The following is a 14674-nucleotide window of genomic DNA, read 5'->3' on the forward strand; positions in this document are numbered from 1 at the left end:
TATTAGAAAGTTGGAAATAGAAACATGTCAGAAGAATCAAGAAATTTTATTGAGCAGGAAATCGATAAGGACTTAAAGGAGGGGGTATACGACCACGTTGTTACCAGATTTCCTCCGGAGCCAAACGGCTTTTTACATATAGGACACGCTAAGAGTATTCTCTTAAACTACGGACTTGCCAAGGAATACGGCGGTAAGTTCAACATGAGATTTGACGATACTAACCCCACCAAGGAGAAATCCGAGTTCATGGATGCCATTATCGAGGACGTGAACTGGCTTGGGGCTGATTATGAGGACAGACTTTTCCATGCATCCGACTATTTTGACAAGATGTATGAGAACGCAGTTAAGCTTATAAAAAAAGGCAAGGCATACGTATCTGAGCTCACAGCAGAAGAGATGCGTGAGTACAGAGGAACTCTCACAGAGCCCGGAAAAGATGATCCCAACAGGGACAGAAGTGTTGAAGAGAACCTTCGTCTTTTCGAGGAGATGAAGAGCGGAAGCGTGCCGGATGGTGCGATGACACTCAGAGCCAAGATTGATATGGCATCACCTAACATCAACATGCGTGATCCGATCATCTACAGAGTTGCGCACATGACTCATGCGCGTACAGGCGACAAGTGGTGTATCTACCCTATGTACGATTTTGCTCATCCCATCGAGGACGCTGAGGAAGGAATCACACATTCCATATGTACACTTGAGTTTGAGGACCACAGACCTTTATATGACTGGGTGAAAATCGAGTGCGAATATGAGAATCCTCCGCGCCAGATTGAGTTTGCAAAGCTTTATCTGCAGAACGTTGTTACTGGTAAGAGATATATCAAGAAGCTGGTAGAGGACGGAATTGTAGACGGATGGGACGATCCGAGACTTGTTTCCATCGCAGCTCTGAGAAGACGCGGATTCACACCTGAGTCAATTCAGAAGTTTGTAGAGCTTTGCGGTATAAGTAAGGCTAATTCCACAGCTGATTATGCGATGCTTGAGTACTGTATCCGTGAGGACTTGAAGCCTAAGGCTAAGAGAATGATGGCGATCCTCGATCCGGTTAAGCTTATCATTGATAACTACCCGGAGGGACAGGTTGAGATGCTTCCTATCGAGAACAACAAGGAAGCACCCGAGCTCGGAAACAGAGAGATTCCGTTTGGAAAAGAGCTTTGGATTGAGCGTGAAGATTTCATGGAGGAGCCTCCGAAGAAGTACTTCAGACTTTTCCCCGGAAACGAAGTTCGTCTGATGAATGCGTATTTCGTAACCTGCACCGGATGCGTCAAGGATGAAAACGGAGTGGTGACTGAAATTCACTGCACCTATGATCCCGAGACCAAGGGTGGAGACAGCCCGGATGGCAGAAAGGTCAAGGGTACAATTCACTGGGTATCAGCTGAGAAGTGCGGAGAGGCAGAAGTTCGCCTCTATGAAAACATCATAGATGAGGAAAAGGGTGTATATAACGAGGACGGATCACTTAACCTCAATCCCAATTCCATCACCGTGATTAAAAATGCGAAGCTGGAGCCTGAGCTTATGGAAGCCAAGGCTTATGATAAATTCCAGTTTGTGAGAAACGGATTCTTCTGTGTGGACAGCAAGGATTCCAAAGACGGGGCACCTGTTTTCAACCGTATAGTTTCTCTTAAGAGTTCTTTTGTTTTACCTAAAGCGTAACTTTTTAATTTTTTCTATTGATGAGGGGTAATATCATGGGATTTTTGGATGGATTAAAGAAGTTTGGTCTTGGTGCATTAGAGGATGAAGAACTGTATGAGGATCCCAAAAAGAAGGTTGCAGCCAAGAAGGAAGAACCCAAGAAGGCTCCGGTAGTAATAAACGAAGAGACTCTTCTTTTTGATAAAGGCTATACCTGCCCTATCTGTGAGGCTAAGTTCAATGTAAAGACGCTTCGCTCGGGTAAGGTAAGGATGAAGAGCCAGGATGTGGATCTTCGCCCGGTTTACGATGAAATGGATCCCAGTAAGTATGAGATCGTAACCTGCCCTGAATGCGGTTATTCGGTAATGGCAAGGTACTTCGGCAATCTTACAAAGTTCCAGATTGATGAAGTAAAAAGTAAGATAAGTGCAAATTATAAAAAGCAGCAATTCAGTGAAACAACCTACACTTATGAAGAAGCACGCATGCGCTATGAACTTGCCATAGCAACAGCCATGGTCAAGAAGTCCAAGAATTCGGAGAAGGCATATCTATGCCTTAAGATGGCATGGCTTATAAGAGGCGAGACAGAGCATCTTGATCCTGCAGCTCCCGATTATGAGGCGAAAAAGAAGAAGAATGAGGCAGAGGAGAAGGAACTCCTTAAGAAGGCTCTCGATGGTTTCGTAATTGCAAGGCAGAGCGAAACTCAGATCGCCGGAATGGATGCGACCACTACCGATTATCTCATGGCAGCCATTGCTATGGAGGTTGAAGATTTTGATCTTGCGAACAGAATGATATCTAATATTATCGGTTCCAGGGTTGCTAATTCCCGTATCAAGGAAAAGGCAAAGGATCTTAAAGACCTTGTGGCAGAAGCAAAGAAAAAAGCAGAAGCAGCCGCTCCCGCTGAATAAGCTGTGCCACTTTGGCAGATATACTGATAAAAAATACCCTCCGCTACGAACATGTAGCGGAGGGTTTATTGCTGCAGTAGTTTACAGAGCACCGTCCATCTTCTTGAGGTCGTTAATGTCGTCATCCTCATCATCATCGAAGAATTCCTCAGTTTTATCGGGAACACTTTCTTCCTCTGAAGAAGCTTCCTCTTCAGATTCCTCTTCTGAATCGCCGAGATTTACATAGCGACGTTTAAACGGGCTTCCGGTATCATCATCTTCGAAATCATCGATATCTTCGAAGTCGTCAAATTCATCAAAATCATCAGTAAGAACGCTGTCCTTCTGAGTAAGATAGTAATAAACACCGGCTGCTGCAGCTCCCAGAGCAGCTGCAAATAATACTACTTTTCCGAAATGCTTAGCCATTGTACCCTCCTCGTAAGAGAATTTCATATTGCAAAATTTATTTTAATACAAATCGTCAGATAAGAAAAGCATTTGTCAGCAAAATGTTGTAAAAAGAGACGCGAAATGCTATATTGAAATGGACTAGTCCGGTCAATTCTAGGAGACGCGTTTTTTATGAACGAGAAATTTTTTGATCTTAAGAAGGAAAAACAGGATCGTATCATCAACGCTGCGCTTAGAGCCTTTGCTCTCGGCGGTTATCTCCATGCCAGTACGGACGATATCGTTAAGCTGGCAGGAATCAGCAAGGGGCTGATTTTTCATTATTTTGAGACCAAGCTGGGACTTTACCAGTTTGTGTACGATTACAGCATCCGCGTTATCAATTTGGAGATACGCGCCGCTGTATCAGGTGATATCACCGACTTTTTCACTATAAGAGAGGAAATTGAAAAGGTATTATCTGTCTGCATGCAGCAGTATCCGTATATTCAGCTGTTTTTATACAAAGCGGAAGCCGAAGATACACCGGAGGCAGCATCTGCGATTCTTCAGACCAGAGAAGGTTACGAAGCAATGATACAGAGCATTTTGGACAGAGGTGACATCACAAGATTTAAGCCGGGCGCCAACTATCAGCTTGTCGGTGACATGATTCAGATGATAAATAAAGAGATTTTGGAGAGAATGTTCAGAGAGGGAATTTTTCAGCCGGAGGATTATTTTGAAGAGGTTATGAAACATATGAACATGCTTAGAGCAGTTACATATGATTAAGCATAAAAAATTTTGCCTGTTAGGAAATCGTTTTTCTGACACTCCTATCAGGTACATTATCCTATACAAAGGAGGCACACATGGGAAAATTCGTCGTAGCAGGTATCACGCAGGTTGAGACAATTGTCAGAGTTAATAAGGTCCCAATTGAGTATGCGCCGCTCACAACAGAGGTCAATTCCATTTATACCGGACTTGGCGGCGATGCTTATAATGAGTCCCTGGCGCTCAGATGGCTTGGTGATGAGGTTGAATTCATGTCCATCATCGGAAGGGATAAGTCCGTTGAAGATCTTAACCCTCCGGGGAGCAAGATTGAGCTCTCTACAAAATATGTTGTGCAGATGATGGAGGAAACTCCGAACTGTGTAATTCTCTATGACAAGGAACGCAGAAGACAGATATTCGAGGATATCAAGGATCTGCGCGACAAGGTTTATGACATGTCAATGTTTGCACCTCTTGCGGGTTGGGCAGACATGGTAGTTCTTGCGAACGCGAATTTCTGCAGACCTTTTGCCGTAGCTGCAGCTGAGTGCGGGAAAAAGGTAGCGGTTAACATTCGTAATTTCTGCAGGGAAAAGGAAAAATACAACAGAGATTTCCTGGATGCGGCTACTATTCTGTATTTCTCGGATGATCAGCTCGAGGAAGATCCTTATGATTTCATCCGCGGAATAAGTAAGACCTACGGTACCGAGATCATCATCATGGGCCGCGGTTCCAAGGGTGTTATCCTGTTTGATAAAAAGGGTGAATTCATTGCCGATTACAAGACCGTTAAGACAAATGAAATCGTCAATACGGTGGGTGCCGGTAATGCGCTGTTTTCGTGCTTTTTGCACTATTACCAGGAAACCGAGGATTCGGTCAACTCCATCAAGAATGCGCTTTTGTTCTCATCCTACAAGATCGGATATATGGGAACTTCAAACGGCTTCATGACAACCGAACAGATGGAGCAGTGGCGTAATCTTATCTGGGGAATCAGAGACAACGGACTATGATAATAACTCTTGCCTTCTCCTTTGGAGAAGGTGTCAGCGGAGCTGACGGATGAGGGAAAAAAGAAAAGGATAGAAAAAATGGCAAAAAAAGTAAAAAACAAAAGAAGGTGCGGCGTACTGATGCCTGTATTCAGCCTTCCTTCTAAGTACGGCATCGGAACATTTTCCAAGGAAGCATATGAATTTGTGGATTTTCTTGAAAAATCCGGACAGAGCTACTGGCAGATACTGCCGCTTGGTCCCACAAGCTACGGAGACTCTCCGTATCAGTCCTTCTCAACCTTTGCGGGAAATCCGTATTTTATCGATCTTGAGAAGCTGATAGAGATGGGCTTTTTGAAGAAGGACGAGGTTGATAAGGTAAACTTCGGAAACAGCGAGGAGTTTGTGGATTATGAGAGACTTTTCAAGGCTCGTGATCTTACACTTTACACCGCTTATGTTAACAGCGGTCTCTCCGAAAACAGCAAGAAAAAAGCGAAGCCTGCGCTTAAAAAAGAGTTTGAAGCCTTTGTGAAGAAGAATTCGGATTGGCTTGCTGACTATGCTCTTTATATGGCACTTAAGAAGCGCTATGACGGCCTTAGCTGGAATGAGTGGCCGGAGGATATCAGGCTCAGAAAAAAGGAAGCACTGGAGACTGCAAGAGAAAAGTATGCTGACAGAATCGGACTCTATGAGTTTGAACAGTATATTTTCATGAAGCAGTGGTTTGAACTAAAAGCCTATGCTAATTCGAAGAATATAGACATTATCGGTGATATCCCGATTTATGTCGCCTTTGATTCGGCTGACACCTGGGCAAATCCCAAGCTTTTCCAGCTGGATAAGAAGAACCTTCCGATAGCGGTTGCCGGTTGCCCTCCGGATTCTTTTTCAAGAACAGGACAGCTTTGGGGCAATCCCTTATATAAGTGGGATTATCACGAGAAGACCGGCTTTAAATGGTGGATTAAGCGCATAAAGAGCTGCTATGAGCTTTATGATGTAGTCAGAATTGATCATTTCCGCGGTTTTGATGAATACTATTCCATCCCGTTCGGCGAGCCTACTGCTGAGAACGGAACTTGGGTGAAGGGCCCGGGTTACAAGCTCTTTGATGTTATGAAAAAAGAGCTCGGTAACTGCAGAGTGATTGCGGAGGATCTGGGATACCTGACTCCTTCTGTTATTGCGCTGGTTAAGAGAACCGGATTCCCGGGAATGAAGATTCTGCAATTTGCATTTGACGCCAGAGAAGAGAGTGATTATCTGCCGCATAACTATGTGCAAAACAGCATAGTATATACGGGAACGCATGATAACGATACAACTCTCGGTTGGTTTAATACGATACCAAGGGAAGACAAGCGTTTTGCCAAGAAGTATCTGAATATTAAGAGTAACAAGGGCGTTGTTTGGGAGTTTATTCGTGCTACTTTTGCAAGTGTATCCGAAACAGCGATAATTCCCATGCAGGATTATCTCGAACTCGGAAGTGAGGCGAGAATAAATATTCCCTCGACTCTCGGTAAGAACTGGACCTGGCGCATGAAGAACGGTGTGCTTACCGATGAACTTGCGGAAAAGATGCTTGATATGGCAAAGACTTACGGAAGAAGTGCTTTATAAAAGTATAGCGAAATTGTTTTGACTGTAGATGATAAATGCTCCGAGCTAAGGTGAATGTGACTTAATGTGAGGACTTACTATGAGTAGATTATCCCGGGCAATAAGCGTATTTTTAACGGTATCATTTTTGACTGTTACTGTGGGCTGTGGTGCACTTGGTGAGCAGCAGACGGTTGAAAACGATGATAATCAGGTAGACGTTAATTCCATAACCTGTATGGTGTGGGATCGTGACAACATGCCTGAAGGTTACACAGCTGATGATAATACGCTCGCTAACTGGATAAGAGCCAAGGTAAAGGATGAGTGTGGCATAGATGTTCATTTTGTAAGCGTGGGAAGATCCACTTCTGATGAAACCATCAAGAAGATGGTCGATGAGAACATAGCGCCGGACATTGTTTTCACATATTCATCCTCTGTGTTCGGATATATGACAAAGCAGGGCAAGGTTGCGGATCTAACCGAATCACTGTCAAAGTACGGTCAGAATATTGAGAAATACATCGGTGATATTCAGTATATGGGTTCCTATAATGATCTTCAGGTTGCTGTAATGAAAAGGAGAGGCTTTAAGTCCCCAAGGCATACCGCCTATATCAGAAAAGACTGGTGTGATGCGCTGGGAATCAGTGTGCCTAAGACCAAGAAGGAACTTATATCTTATTTGTATGCTGTAAAAGAGCAAAATCCCGGAGGAGTGGATGGCGTAATTCCCTGGGCTATGGGCGGAGATGTTCATTCTGAACGTTTTTATCAGGGCTTTGTCGGTTCCTATGTGGAGAATCTTTCGGAGAGGGATGCATTCATCTATTCCGAGAGATATATGGTTGTGGCTGACGGGGCAGTAGAAGGACTGAGGGTACTAAACAAGCTCTACAATGATGGGATTATCTCTCTGGATTTTACTGCAGATTCGGATAATTCAAAATATGTTGCGGATGCAGAGGCGGGAAAGGTCGGCTTTTTGGTGGATGATTCGGCCAGCCCTTTTACTTATGTATCTATTTTGAAGGAAAAGGATCCTACTATAGAACTTGATCCGATTCTGTGTTTTGATCTTCCCGGGGGAGGGTACAGAAATGTGGCGGAGCCGGATTACGGAATGTATGTGATGGTTCCTGCTACCAGTAAGGATAAGACAGATGCGGTTGTGAAATATCTCAACTGGCTTGCAGATCCTGCTAATGCCGAGATGGTAAACTTTACACCGGATCATGAAGATACTGAATCTGGCGCAGCTATGACCATGTCAAAGGAGCATCTGTTCTCGCGCGGCTATTCCGGGACGCCAGGTGATTACTGCATAGTAAATGAACATTTTGATTTTGTTGATGACAAGGAAGCTCAGGTGTCTCTGTGGACGGAAAATTGCGGATGGGAAACACCGGACTGGTTTGAGAATTACTATGATGTATGTGTGACGGATCAGTTTACATTCCCTACCTGCAGCAGTGTGCTTGAATCCGAGGTGAAATATCAGGTTGATCTCGATGTGGCGCTGGTGGAATATGCGTATAATCTGATATGTTGTCCCACAAGTGAATTTGACAGGACACAGCATGAGGAGTACTCGAGACTGCTGGATCTTGGGCTAAAAGAAGTTCTTGATGAGAGAGCATCAAGCTATGACAGCGGTGAGCTGAGGCTTGGTAAGTGATAGAAGTTTTTGAAAATGTTTTTTGACAGTTGGAGGATATGAGAATGGCTGATATTGCAATTTTTCTTGCAGACGGATTTGAGGAGATAGAGGCTCTTACAGTGGTTGACCTGTGCAGACGAGCCGGACTTAATATTGACATGGTATCGGTTATGGAGGGGCTCTCCGTTACCGGATCCCACGGAATTGAGGTGAAAGCTGATAAGCTTTTGTCTGATGTTAAGTTTGATGCTATGGATATGTTGGTTCTTCCCGGAGGAATGCCCGGAACCACAAACCTTGAAAAGACAGAAAAGCTTATGGAACAGGTTCGCGTTTTTGATGCGGCGGGCAAGTATATCAGCGCTATATGCGCAGCACCCGGCGTGTTCGGAAGAGCAGGACTTTTAAACGGCAGGAAGGCATGTGTTTTCCCGGGACTTGAGGGAGAACTTAAAGGTGCCGATGTGCAGATGACGGAGACTACAGTCGATGGACATATTTTGACAAGCAGGGGAATGGGAACAGCTATTCCTTTCGGACTTGCTATTGTTGAGCGCTTCTGCGGCAAAGAGGCAGCAGACGAACTCGGAAAAAAGGTTGTATTCAGGCTGTAGGATTAGAATATGGGACTTGAGATTGAAAGAAAATTTACAGTTAAGAAATTGCCCGAGAATCTGGAAAAATATCCTGTACATATTATTGAACAGGGGTATCTTAGTGTTGTGCCCGCAATTAGGGTAAGACGCGAGGATGATAGATATTATATGACCTATAAAAGTTACAAGGGATTCGGAATATCCGGGCAGAACGACTCTGAAAGCGGTGCTGGTGACAATGCCGGCGTTCAAAAGGATATCGGCAAGATTGAATATAATCTCCCGCTTGATAAAGACTCATACGATCATCTTGTGGAAAAGGCAGACGGTAATGTAATCAGGAAAAAGAGGTATATTATCCCTGTAAATGAGGATGCGTTTGAAGATGGTTTTTTGAGGAGGAATTCCGAAACAAGAGAAGCATTTGAAAGCGGAGATATTAAGATCGAACTGGATGTTTTCGGAGCACCATTCGATGGCAGAATTCTGGCTGAAGTGGAGTTTCCAAGCGAAGAAGCGGCAGCAGCCTATTGTATGGCGGACTGGTTTGATGAGGATGTTACCGGTGACGTCAGATTCAGCAATGCACATATGAGTACGGAGAAGGTGCGAGACTGCTCTGAAATGGTATAATAATCGAGCGTTTGAGCTGCTTTTTACGAATTATAAATTAATATGGAAAATAAATCAGACCTGTGCTATAATCTTTAGGCGACTGTGCCGAGGTAAGTAGCACAGGTCGTTTTATATATCACAATCTGAGTTGTGTACATTAATTTGTAGCTATTTTAAATCATTCGATTTGTAGATACGGATAGTTACAACGATTTTATATGTAGTAATAGGAGGAATTACGTAAAGATGAGCGTATCAGTAGAAAAGCTCGAGAAGAGCATGGCTAAGCTTACAATCGAAGTTGCAGCTGAGAATTTCGACAAGGCAATCGACAAGGTTTACAACAAGCAGAAGAACAAGATCCAGATTCCCGGATTTCGTAAGGGTAAGGCACCCCGTCATATGATCGAGCGTATGTACGGTAAGGAAGTATTCTTCGAGGATGCTGCTAACGAGGTTATCAACGAGGAGTATCCCAAGGCTGTTGATGAGTGTGGTGAGGACGTTGTTTCCAATCCCGATATCGAAGTATCACAGCTTGAGGCAGGCAAGCCTTTCATCTTCACAGCAACTGTTGCTCTTAAGCCTGAAGTTAAGCTTGGCAAGTACAAGGGCGTTGAGGTTGAGAAGATGGATATTGACGTAACCGAGGACGAGATCAATGCTGAGATCGATCAGGAGCGTAATAGAAACGCAAGAACAATCGAGGTTACAGACCGCAAGGTTGAGGATGGCGATATCGTAACTCTTGATTTTGAGGGATTCGTTGACGGAACTGCTTTCGAGGGCGGTAAGGGCACAGATTATCCTCTTACAATCGGTTCAGGTTCTTTCATCCCCGGATTCGAGGAGCAGCTTGTAGGCTTCGAGATCGGTACAGAGGGTGAAGTTAATGTTAAGTTCCCTGAGGATTATCATTCAGAGGATCTTGCAGGAAAAGATGCTACCTTCAAGTGTACAGTTAAGGCTATCAAGACCAGAGAGCTTCCTGAGCTTAACGATGAGTTCGCAAGCGATGTTTCTGAGTTCGAGACAGTAGCTGAGTACAAGGAAGATGTTAAGAAGAAGCTTGCAGAGCGCAAGGAAAACGAAGCTAAGGCTAAGCGTGAGGATGAGGCAGTTAAGGCTGTTATCGAGGACGCTGAGATGGAGCTTCCTGAGAAGATGATCGAAACACAGCAGAGACAGATCGTTAATGACTTTGCTCAGAGACTTCAGTATCAGGGCATGAACATGAAGCAGTACATGCAGTACACAGGCAACACTGTTGATCAGATGATGGAGCAGGTTAAGCCTCAGGCTGTAGAGCGTATCCAGTCAAGACTTGTTCTTGAGGCTGTAGCTGCAGCTGAGAAGTTCGAGATCTCAGAGGATGAGATTCAGGAAGAACTTGAGAAGATGGCTAAGCAGTACAACATGGAAGCTGACAAGGTTAAGGAGCTCATGGGCGAGCGCGAGATCAAGACTCTTAAGGATGATCTTCTTGTTCAGAAGGCAGCTAAGTTCCTTGTAGAGAACGCTAAGGAAGTTGGTGCTAAGAAGACTACTAAGAAGGCAGCAGCTAAGAAGAGCGAAGATGCAGGCGAAGAGAAGCCGAAGCGTACTCGCAAGACTGCAGCTAAGAAGGACGACGATGCAGCTGAGGAGAAGCCGAAGCGCACACGTAAGACTGCAGCAAAGAAGACAGAGGAATAATTCTTTCTCTAAATAAATAAAATATTCACCTCCCTGAATTACAATATTCAGGGAGGTTTTTTGTGGGCGTATTTTACTAAGGTTGCGCAAAATGAATAAAATGGGGTATAATAATTTGGTATTATATTCTAAATATAACAGAGAGGAAGCGATTTTAATGAGTTTAATACCTTATGTCATAGAACAGACGAGCCGCGGTGAGCGCTCATACGATATTTATTCAAGACTTTTGAAGGAGCGTATTGTGTTCCTGGGTGAGGAGGTTAATTCCGTATCAGCCAGCGTTGTAGTAGCTCAGCTCCTTTTCCTCGAAGCAGAGGATCCAAGTAAGGATATTCACATGTACATCAATAGCCCCGGCGGTGAGATCACATCCGGAATGGCTATCTACGATACAATGCATTACATCAAGTGCGATGTCAGCACAATCTGCATAGGTATGGCAGCAAGTATGGGAGCATTCCTTCTTGCAGGCGGTGCTAAGGGCAAGCGTATGGCTCTTCCCAATGCGGAGATCATGATTCATCAGCCCCTCGGAGGAACTCAGGGCCAGGCAACTGAGATTGAGATTGCGGCTAAGCACATCATTCGTACAAAGGAAAAACTGAATACTCTTTTATCAGAGAATACAGGAAAGCCTTATGAGCAGATCGCAGCAGATACTGAGCGCGATAACTGGATGACAGCTCAGGAGGCTCTTGAGTATGGACTTATAGATTCAGTAATTGAATCAAGACCAAAGGAAGAAAAGGATAAGTAATTATGGCAGGTAAAAACAACGGTGAGATTCGTTGCTCATTTTGTAACAAGACACAGAACCAGGTCAAGAAGCTGATTGCAGGACCTGCAGGCGTTTACATCTGTGATGAGTGTGTAGACATCTGTGCCGATATCATTGAAGAGGAATTTGAAGATGAGCCCACGCAGCATGATGACAGGGACATTAATCTTCTTAAGCCCGTTGAGATTAAGAACTTCCTTGATGACTATGTAATCGGTCAGGACGAGGCTAAAAAGGTTCTCTCTGTAGCGGTTTATAACCACTATAAGCGTGTTATGGCTCCCAAGGCTCGGGGTGTTGATGATGAAGTTGAGCTTCAGAAGAGCAATATTATCATGGTTGGTCCCACCGGTTCGGGTAAGACCTACCTTGCACAGACACTGGCAAAGATTATAAACGTTCCTTTTGCAATTGCCGATGCTACAACTCTTACAGAGGCCGGCTATGTAGGTGAGGATGTTGAGAACATTCTCTTGAAGCTCATTCAGGCAGCTGATTATGATGTTGAGAGAGCACAGTACGGTATTGTTTATATTGATGAGATTGATAAGATAACCAAGAAGAGTGAGAACGTTTCAATCACCCGTGATGTTTCCGGTGAGGGTGTTCAGCAGGCACTTCTTAAGATAATCGAGGGTACAACAGCAAGCGTTCCTCCGCAGGGTGGACGTAAGCATCCTCATCAGGAACTTATCCAGATTGATACTTCAAATATTCTTTTCATCTGCGGTGGTGCTTTTGACGGACTTGATAAGATTGTTGAGGCCAGACTTGATCGCAATTCTATCGGTTTCAATGCAGAGATTGCAGATAAGACGGAGAGAGAGATCGGAGAAGTATTAAAAGAGGTTACTCCTCAGGATCTGACTAAGTTCGGACTTATTCCTGAATTCGTAGGACGTGTACCGATTTGTGTTACTCTTGAAGGCCTTAACAAGGAGGCACTTGTAAGAATTCTTACAGAGCCCAGAAATGCTCTTGTTAAGCAGTATCAGAAACTCTTCGATTTTGATGATGTTAAGCTCTCCTTCGAGGATGACGCTATTGATAAGATCGCAGAGATGGCTCACGAGAGGAAGACCGGTGCCAGAGGCTTAAGATCCATTATGGAAAAGGCTATGATGGATGTTATGTACGAGATTCCTTCAGATGACAACATTTCAGAGTGCGTTGTTACCGAGGAAGCAGTCAGCGGTTCTTCAAGTCCTCTGATTGTTTACAAGGATGAGGCTAAGAGACTTAAACCGGCGAAGTGATTTTTGAGGCAGAGATGCAGAGCATTTCTGCCTTTTTTAAAGAGGTTTTTTATGGTAATTAAAAATGTAAATCTTGAAACTGTAATAGGTGTTACGAGTAAGCTTCCCCAGAATGATAAACCGGAGTTTGCATTTGCGGGGAAAAGTAATGTAGGAAAATCGTCTTTGATCAACGGACTTATGAACCGCAAGCATTATGCCAGAGTGAGTCAGGAACCGGGAAAGACTCAGACAATAAACTATTACAACATTAACAATGAGTTTTATCTGGTGGATCTTCCGGGATATGGTTTTGCGAAGGTTCCGGAGTCTGTGAAAAAGCAATGGGGAAAGATGATAGAGAATTATCTGAATAAATCCCGAATGCTTAAACAGGTTTTTCTGCTGATAGACATAAGGCATGAGCCCTCGGCAAATGATAAGCTGATGTATGAATGGATTGTCTCGCAGGGTGTAAGCCCGATTATCATTGCTACTAAGTCTGATAAGATAAAGAACAGTCAGCTTGAGAAGCATCTGAATATGATTAAGACTACCCTTGGAATGCCTGAGGATGGAATGATTCTTCCTTTTTCGGCGCAGAGTAAGGCCGGAAGAGAAGAAATCTATGAGCTGATGGACAGACTCCTTGAGGAGTGCAGACCACAGGAGTCTCAGGAAGAATAAGAACAGATGAAGGAGGTCCCATATGGGATTTTTCGTAAGGCTTAAAAAGAATATTCTGGTAGATGCAATAGCGCTTATCGTGGTTGGACTGGTTCTTATATTCCTTCCCGGAACCTCACTCAATATCCTCACAAAGGTGATAGGAGCTGTGGTACTTGTCGCCGGAGTTATATCTGTGGTGACAGGACTTGCATCGAAAAATCAGAACGTACTTACAAAGAACGGTTCACTAGGATTTGGGCTTGTTATCGCTGTTGTGGGTGTTTGGATTTTGATTAATCCGGAATTTTTTGAGGCTATAATTCCCGTTATCGCCGGTGTGATCATGCTTTTTAGCGGAATCATGAATCTTGGTGAGACTCTCAGCCTTGGAAAAAACAGCTATAAAAACTGGTGGATTGCGCTTATTCTTGCGGCGCTTACTATTGCAGCAGGAGCATTCCTTGTTTTCAATCCGCTCACTATGGTTAAGTACGTGGTGCAGATAATAGGCGCAGCTCTTGCATACAACGGCGCTTCAAACCTTTGGATCATCTCAAGAATTCACAAGGTTGACAAGGTCAACAGGAAAGAGATTGTCGACGTGGAGAGCGTGGAAGTGGAGCCAAAGGCAGAGGCGAAGCAGGAAATCATAGATGTGGAAAGCAAGGATTTAGATAATTAGAGCTAATCCGTGAGAAGGAGTTATGGATAACAGAGTGGAATGGGCGAGGACCCATGATGAGCTGGTTCATGTTGTGGAACAGCTAGGGTTTCCGGGAGAACTGGGAGATCAGGTGGCAAGGCAGCTTGGAAGCCCCAAAGCTATGCAGCGTATGTTGGCGTATTTGTATAATGTGAAGCCGCAAAGCGCTGAGCTTATAGTGGACGAGATGCTGGCTATTTGCAGTGATGTGAGCAGATGGAAAGATAAGAAAGCCAGTGAGGAAGCCAATGCCAGATATAATGAAATTCTCTACTACGGACTTGGAGATGGTGAGTAAAACCTGTAAGACAACAATTGTTTGTCTTGCAGGTTTTTTTGATGTTATTGTAATTGTTTTT

15 protein-coding genes are annotated in these 14674 nt (G+C 44.1%); 14 read left to right on the top strand and 1 reads right to left on the bottom strand.

What is annotated here, in order from left to right; translation table 11 throughout:
- The first annotated feature begins 24 nt into the window (after positions 1-24).
- Positions 25-1686: a glutamine--tRNA ligase/YqeY domain fusion protein gene (locus G630_RS0118675; protein WP_022760852.1), complete on the top strand. Its 1662-nt coding sequence runs from the start codon at positions 25-27 to the stop codon at positions 1684-1686.
- A 35-nt stretch (positions 1687-1721) separates the two neighbouring features.
- Positions 1722-2591 (top strand): DUF2225 domain-containing protein, encoded by an 870-nt coding sequence (locus G630_RS22865; RefSeq protein WP_022760853.1) that lies wholly within the window; start codon positions 1722-1724, stop codon positions 2589-2591.
- Positions 2592-2672: 81 nt separating this feature from the next.
- Here G630_RS22865 and G630_RS22870 read toward each other — a convergent pair whose 3' ends face one another.
- On the bottom strand, positions 2673-3002 hold the full coding sequence (locus G630_RS22870; protein ID WP_044959893.1) for a hypothetical protein: 330 nt from the start codon (positions 3000-3002) through the stop codon (positions 2673-2675).
- Positions 3003-3158: 156 nt separating this feature from the next.
- On the opposite strand from G630_RS22870, the gene G630_RS23980 reads away from it, so the two are divergent.
- The 12 genes from G630_RS23980 to G630_RS0118745 all read left to right on the top strand — a co-directional run bounded on the left by G630_RS23980 (position 3159) and on the right by G630_RS0118745 (position 14613).
- Positions 3159-3761 (top strand): TetR/AcrR family transcriptional regulator, encoded by a 603-nt coding sequence (locus tag G630_RS23980; protein ID WP_022760855.1) that lies wholly within the window; start codon positions 3159-3161, stop codon positions 3759-3761.
- An 80-nt stretch (positions 3762-3841) separates the two neighbouring features.
- A complete protein-coding gene (locus tag G630_RS0118695; protein ID WP_022760856.1) occupies positions 3842-4768 on the top strand; it encodes a carbohydrate kinase family protein in 927 nt (308 codons plus the stop codon).
- A 78-nt stretch (positions 4769-4846) separates the two neighbouring features.
- Positions 4847-6379 carry a 4-alpha-glucanotransferase gene (gene malQ / locus G630_RS0118700; RefSeq protein ID WP_026499443.1) on the top strand — a complete coding sequence of 511 codons (1533 nt, stop codon included), beginning with the start codon at positions 4847-4849 and terminating at the stop codon, positions 6377-6379.
- 79 nt (positions 6380-6458) lie between these two features.
- Positions 6459-8039, top strand: coding sequence for an extracellular solute-binding protein (locus G630_RS0118705; RefSeq protein WP_026499444.1), 1581 nt, complete (start codon positions 6459-6461; stop codon positions 8037-8039).
- 44 nt (positions 8040-8083) lie between these two features.
- Positions 8084-8635: a DJ-1 family glyoxalase III gene (locus tag G630_RS0118710; protein WP_022760859.1), complete on the top strand. Its 552-nt coding sequence runs from the start codon at positions 8084-8086 to the stop codon at positions 8633-8635.
- Positions 8636-8644: 9 nt separating this feature from the next.
- Positions 8645-9250, top strand: coding sequence for a hypothetical protein (locus tag G630_RS22880; RefSeq protein ID WP_044959896.1), 606 nt, complete (start codon positions 8645-8647; stop codon positions 9248-9250).
- A 228-nt stretch (positions 9251-9478) separates the two neighbouring features.
- Entirely contained in the window at positions 9479-10927 is a 1449-nt protein-coding gene (gene tig, locus G630_RS22885; protein WP_044959899.1) for a trigger factor, read from the top strand.
- A gap of 157 nt (positions 10928-11084) precedes the next feature.
- Complete coding sequence (clpP, locus tag G630_RS0118725) at positions 11085-11687, top strand: ATP-dependent Clp endopeptidase proteolytic subunit ClpP (RefSeq protein WP_022760862.1); 603 nt, start codon at positions 11085-11087, stop codon at positions 11685-11687.
- A gap of 2 nt (positions 11688-11689) precedes the next feature.
- Positions 11690-12964 carry an ATP-dependent Clp protease ATP-binding subunit ClpX gene (clpX, locus tag G630_RS0118730; RefSeq protein WP_022760863.1) on the top strand — a complete coding sequence of 425 codons (1275 nt, stop codon included), beginning with the start codon at positions 11690-11692 and terminating at the stop codon, positions 12962-12964.
- Positions 12965-13015: 51 nt separating this feature from the next.
- Positions 13016-13630, top strand: coding sequence for a ribosome biogenesis GTP-binding protein YihA/YsxC (yihA, locus tag G630_RS0118735; RefSeq protein ID WP_022760864.1), 615 nt, complete (start codon positions 13016-13018; stop codon positions 13628-13630).
- 22 nt (positions 13631-13652) lie between these two features.
- Positions 13653-14294 (top strand): HdeD family acid-resistance protein, encoded by a 642-nt coding sequence (locus G630_RS0118740; protein ID WP_026499445.1) that lies wholly within the window; start codon positions 13653-13655, stop codon positions 14292-14294.
- 22 nt (positions 14295-14316) lie between these two features.
- Positions 14317-14613: a hypothetical protein gene (locus G630_RS0118745; RefSeq protein ID WP_022760866.1), complete on the top strand. Its 297-nt coding sequence runs from the start codon at positions 14317-14319 to the stop codon at positions 14611-14613.
- The last annotated feature ends 61 nt before the right edge of the window (positions 14614-14674 follow it).

Source organism: Butyrivibrio sp. WCD2001, assembly GCF_000424485.1.
GTDB lineage: Bacteria > Bacillota > Clostridia > Lachnospirales > Lachnospiraceae > Butyrivibrio.

Excerpts from the sequence above, each read along its gene's own strand:
- G630_RS0118740 (WP_026499445.1), top strand. The coding sequence starts at position 13,653 with ATGGGATTTTTCGTAAGGCTTAAAAAGAATATTCTGGTAGATGCAATA.
- G630_RS22865 (WP_022760853.1), top strand. The coding sequence starts at position 1,722 with ATGGGATTTTTGGATGGATTAAAGAAGTTTGGTCTTGGTGCATTAGAG.
- G630_RS0118675 (WP_022760852.1), top strand. The coding sequence starts at position 25 with ATGTCAGAAGAATCAAGAAATTTTATTGAGCAGGAAATCGATAAGGAC.
- yihA (WP_022760864.1), top strand. The coding sequence starts at position 13,016 with ATGGTAATTAAAAATGTAAATCTTGAAACTGTAATAGGTGTTACGAGT.
- G630_RS22880 (WP_044959896.1), top strand. The coding sequence starts at position 8,645 with ATGGGACTTGAGATTGAAAGAAAATTTACAGTTAAGAAATTGCCCGAG.
- clpP (WP_022760862.1), top strand. The coding sequence starts at position 11,085 with ATGAGTTTAATACCTTATGTCATAGAACAGACGAGCCGCGGTGAGCGC.
- G630_RS23980 (WP_022760855.1), top strand. The coding sequence starts at position 3,159 with ATGAACGAGAAATTTTTTGATCTTAAGAAGGAAAAACAGGATCGTATC.
- G630_RS0118695 (WP_022760856.1), top strand. The coding sequence starts at position 3,842 with ATGGGAAAATTCGTCGTAGCAGGTATCACGCAGGTTGAGACAATTGTC.
- malQ (WP_026499443.1), top strand. The coding sequence starts at position 4,847 with ATGGCAAAAAAAGTAAAAAACAAAAGAAGGTGCGGCGTACTGATGCCT.
- G630_RS0118705 (WP_026499444.1), top strand. The coding sequence starts at position 6,459 with ATGAGTAGATTATCCCGGGCAATAAGCGTATTTTTAACGGTATCATTT.
- G630_RS0118745 (WP_022760866.1), top strand. The coding sequence starts at position 14,317 with ATGGATAACAGAGTGGAATGGGCGAGGACCCATGATGAGCTGGTTCAT.
- G630_RS0118710 (WP_022760859.1), top strand. The coding sequence starts at position 8,084 with ATGGCTGATATTGCAATTTTTCTTGCAGACGGATTTGAGGAGATAGAG.
- clpX (WP_022760863.1), top strand. The coding sequence starts at position 11,690 with ATGGCAGGTAAAAACAACGGTGAGATTCGTTGCTCATTTTGTAACAAG.
- tig (WP_044959899.1), top strand. The coding sequence starts at position 9,479 with ATGAGCGTATCAGTAGAAAAGCTCGAGAAGAGCATGGCTAAGCTTACA.
- G630_RS22870 (WP_044959893.1), bottom strand. The coding sequence starts at position 3,002 with ATGGCTAAGCATTTCGGAAAAGTAGTATTATTTGCAGCTGCTCTGGGA.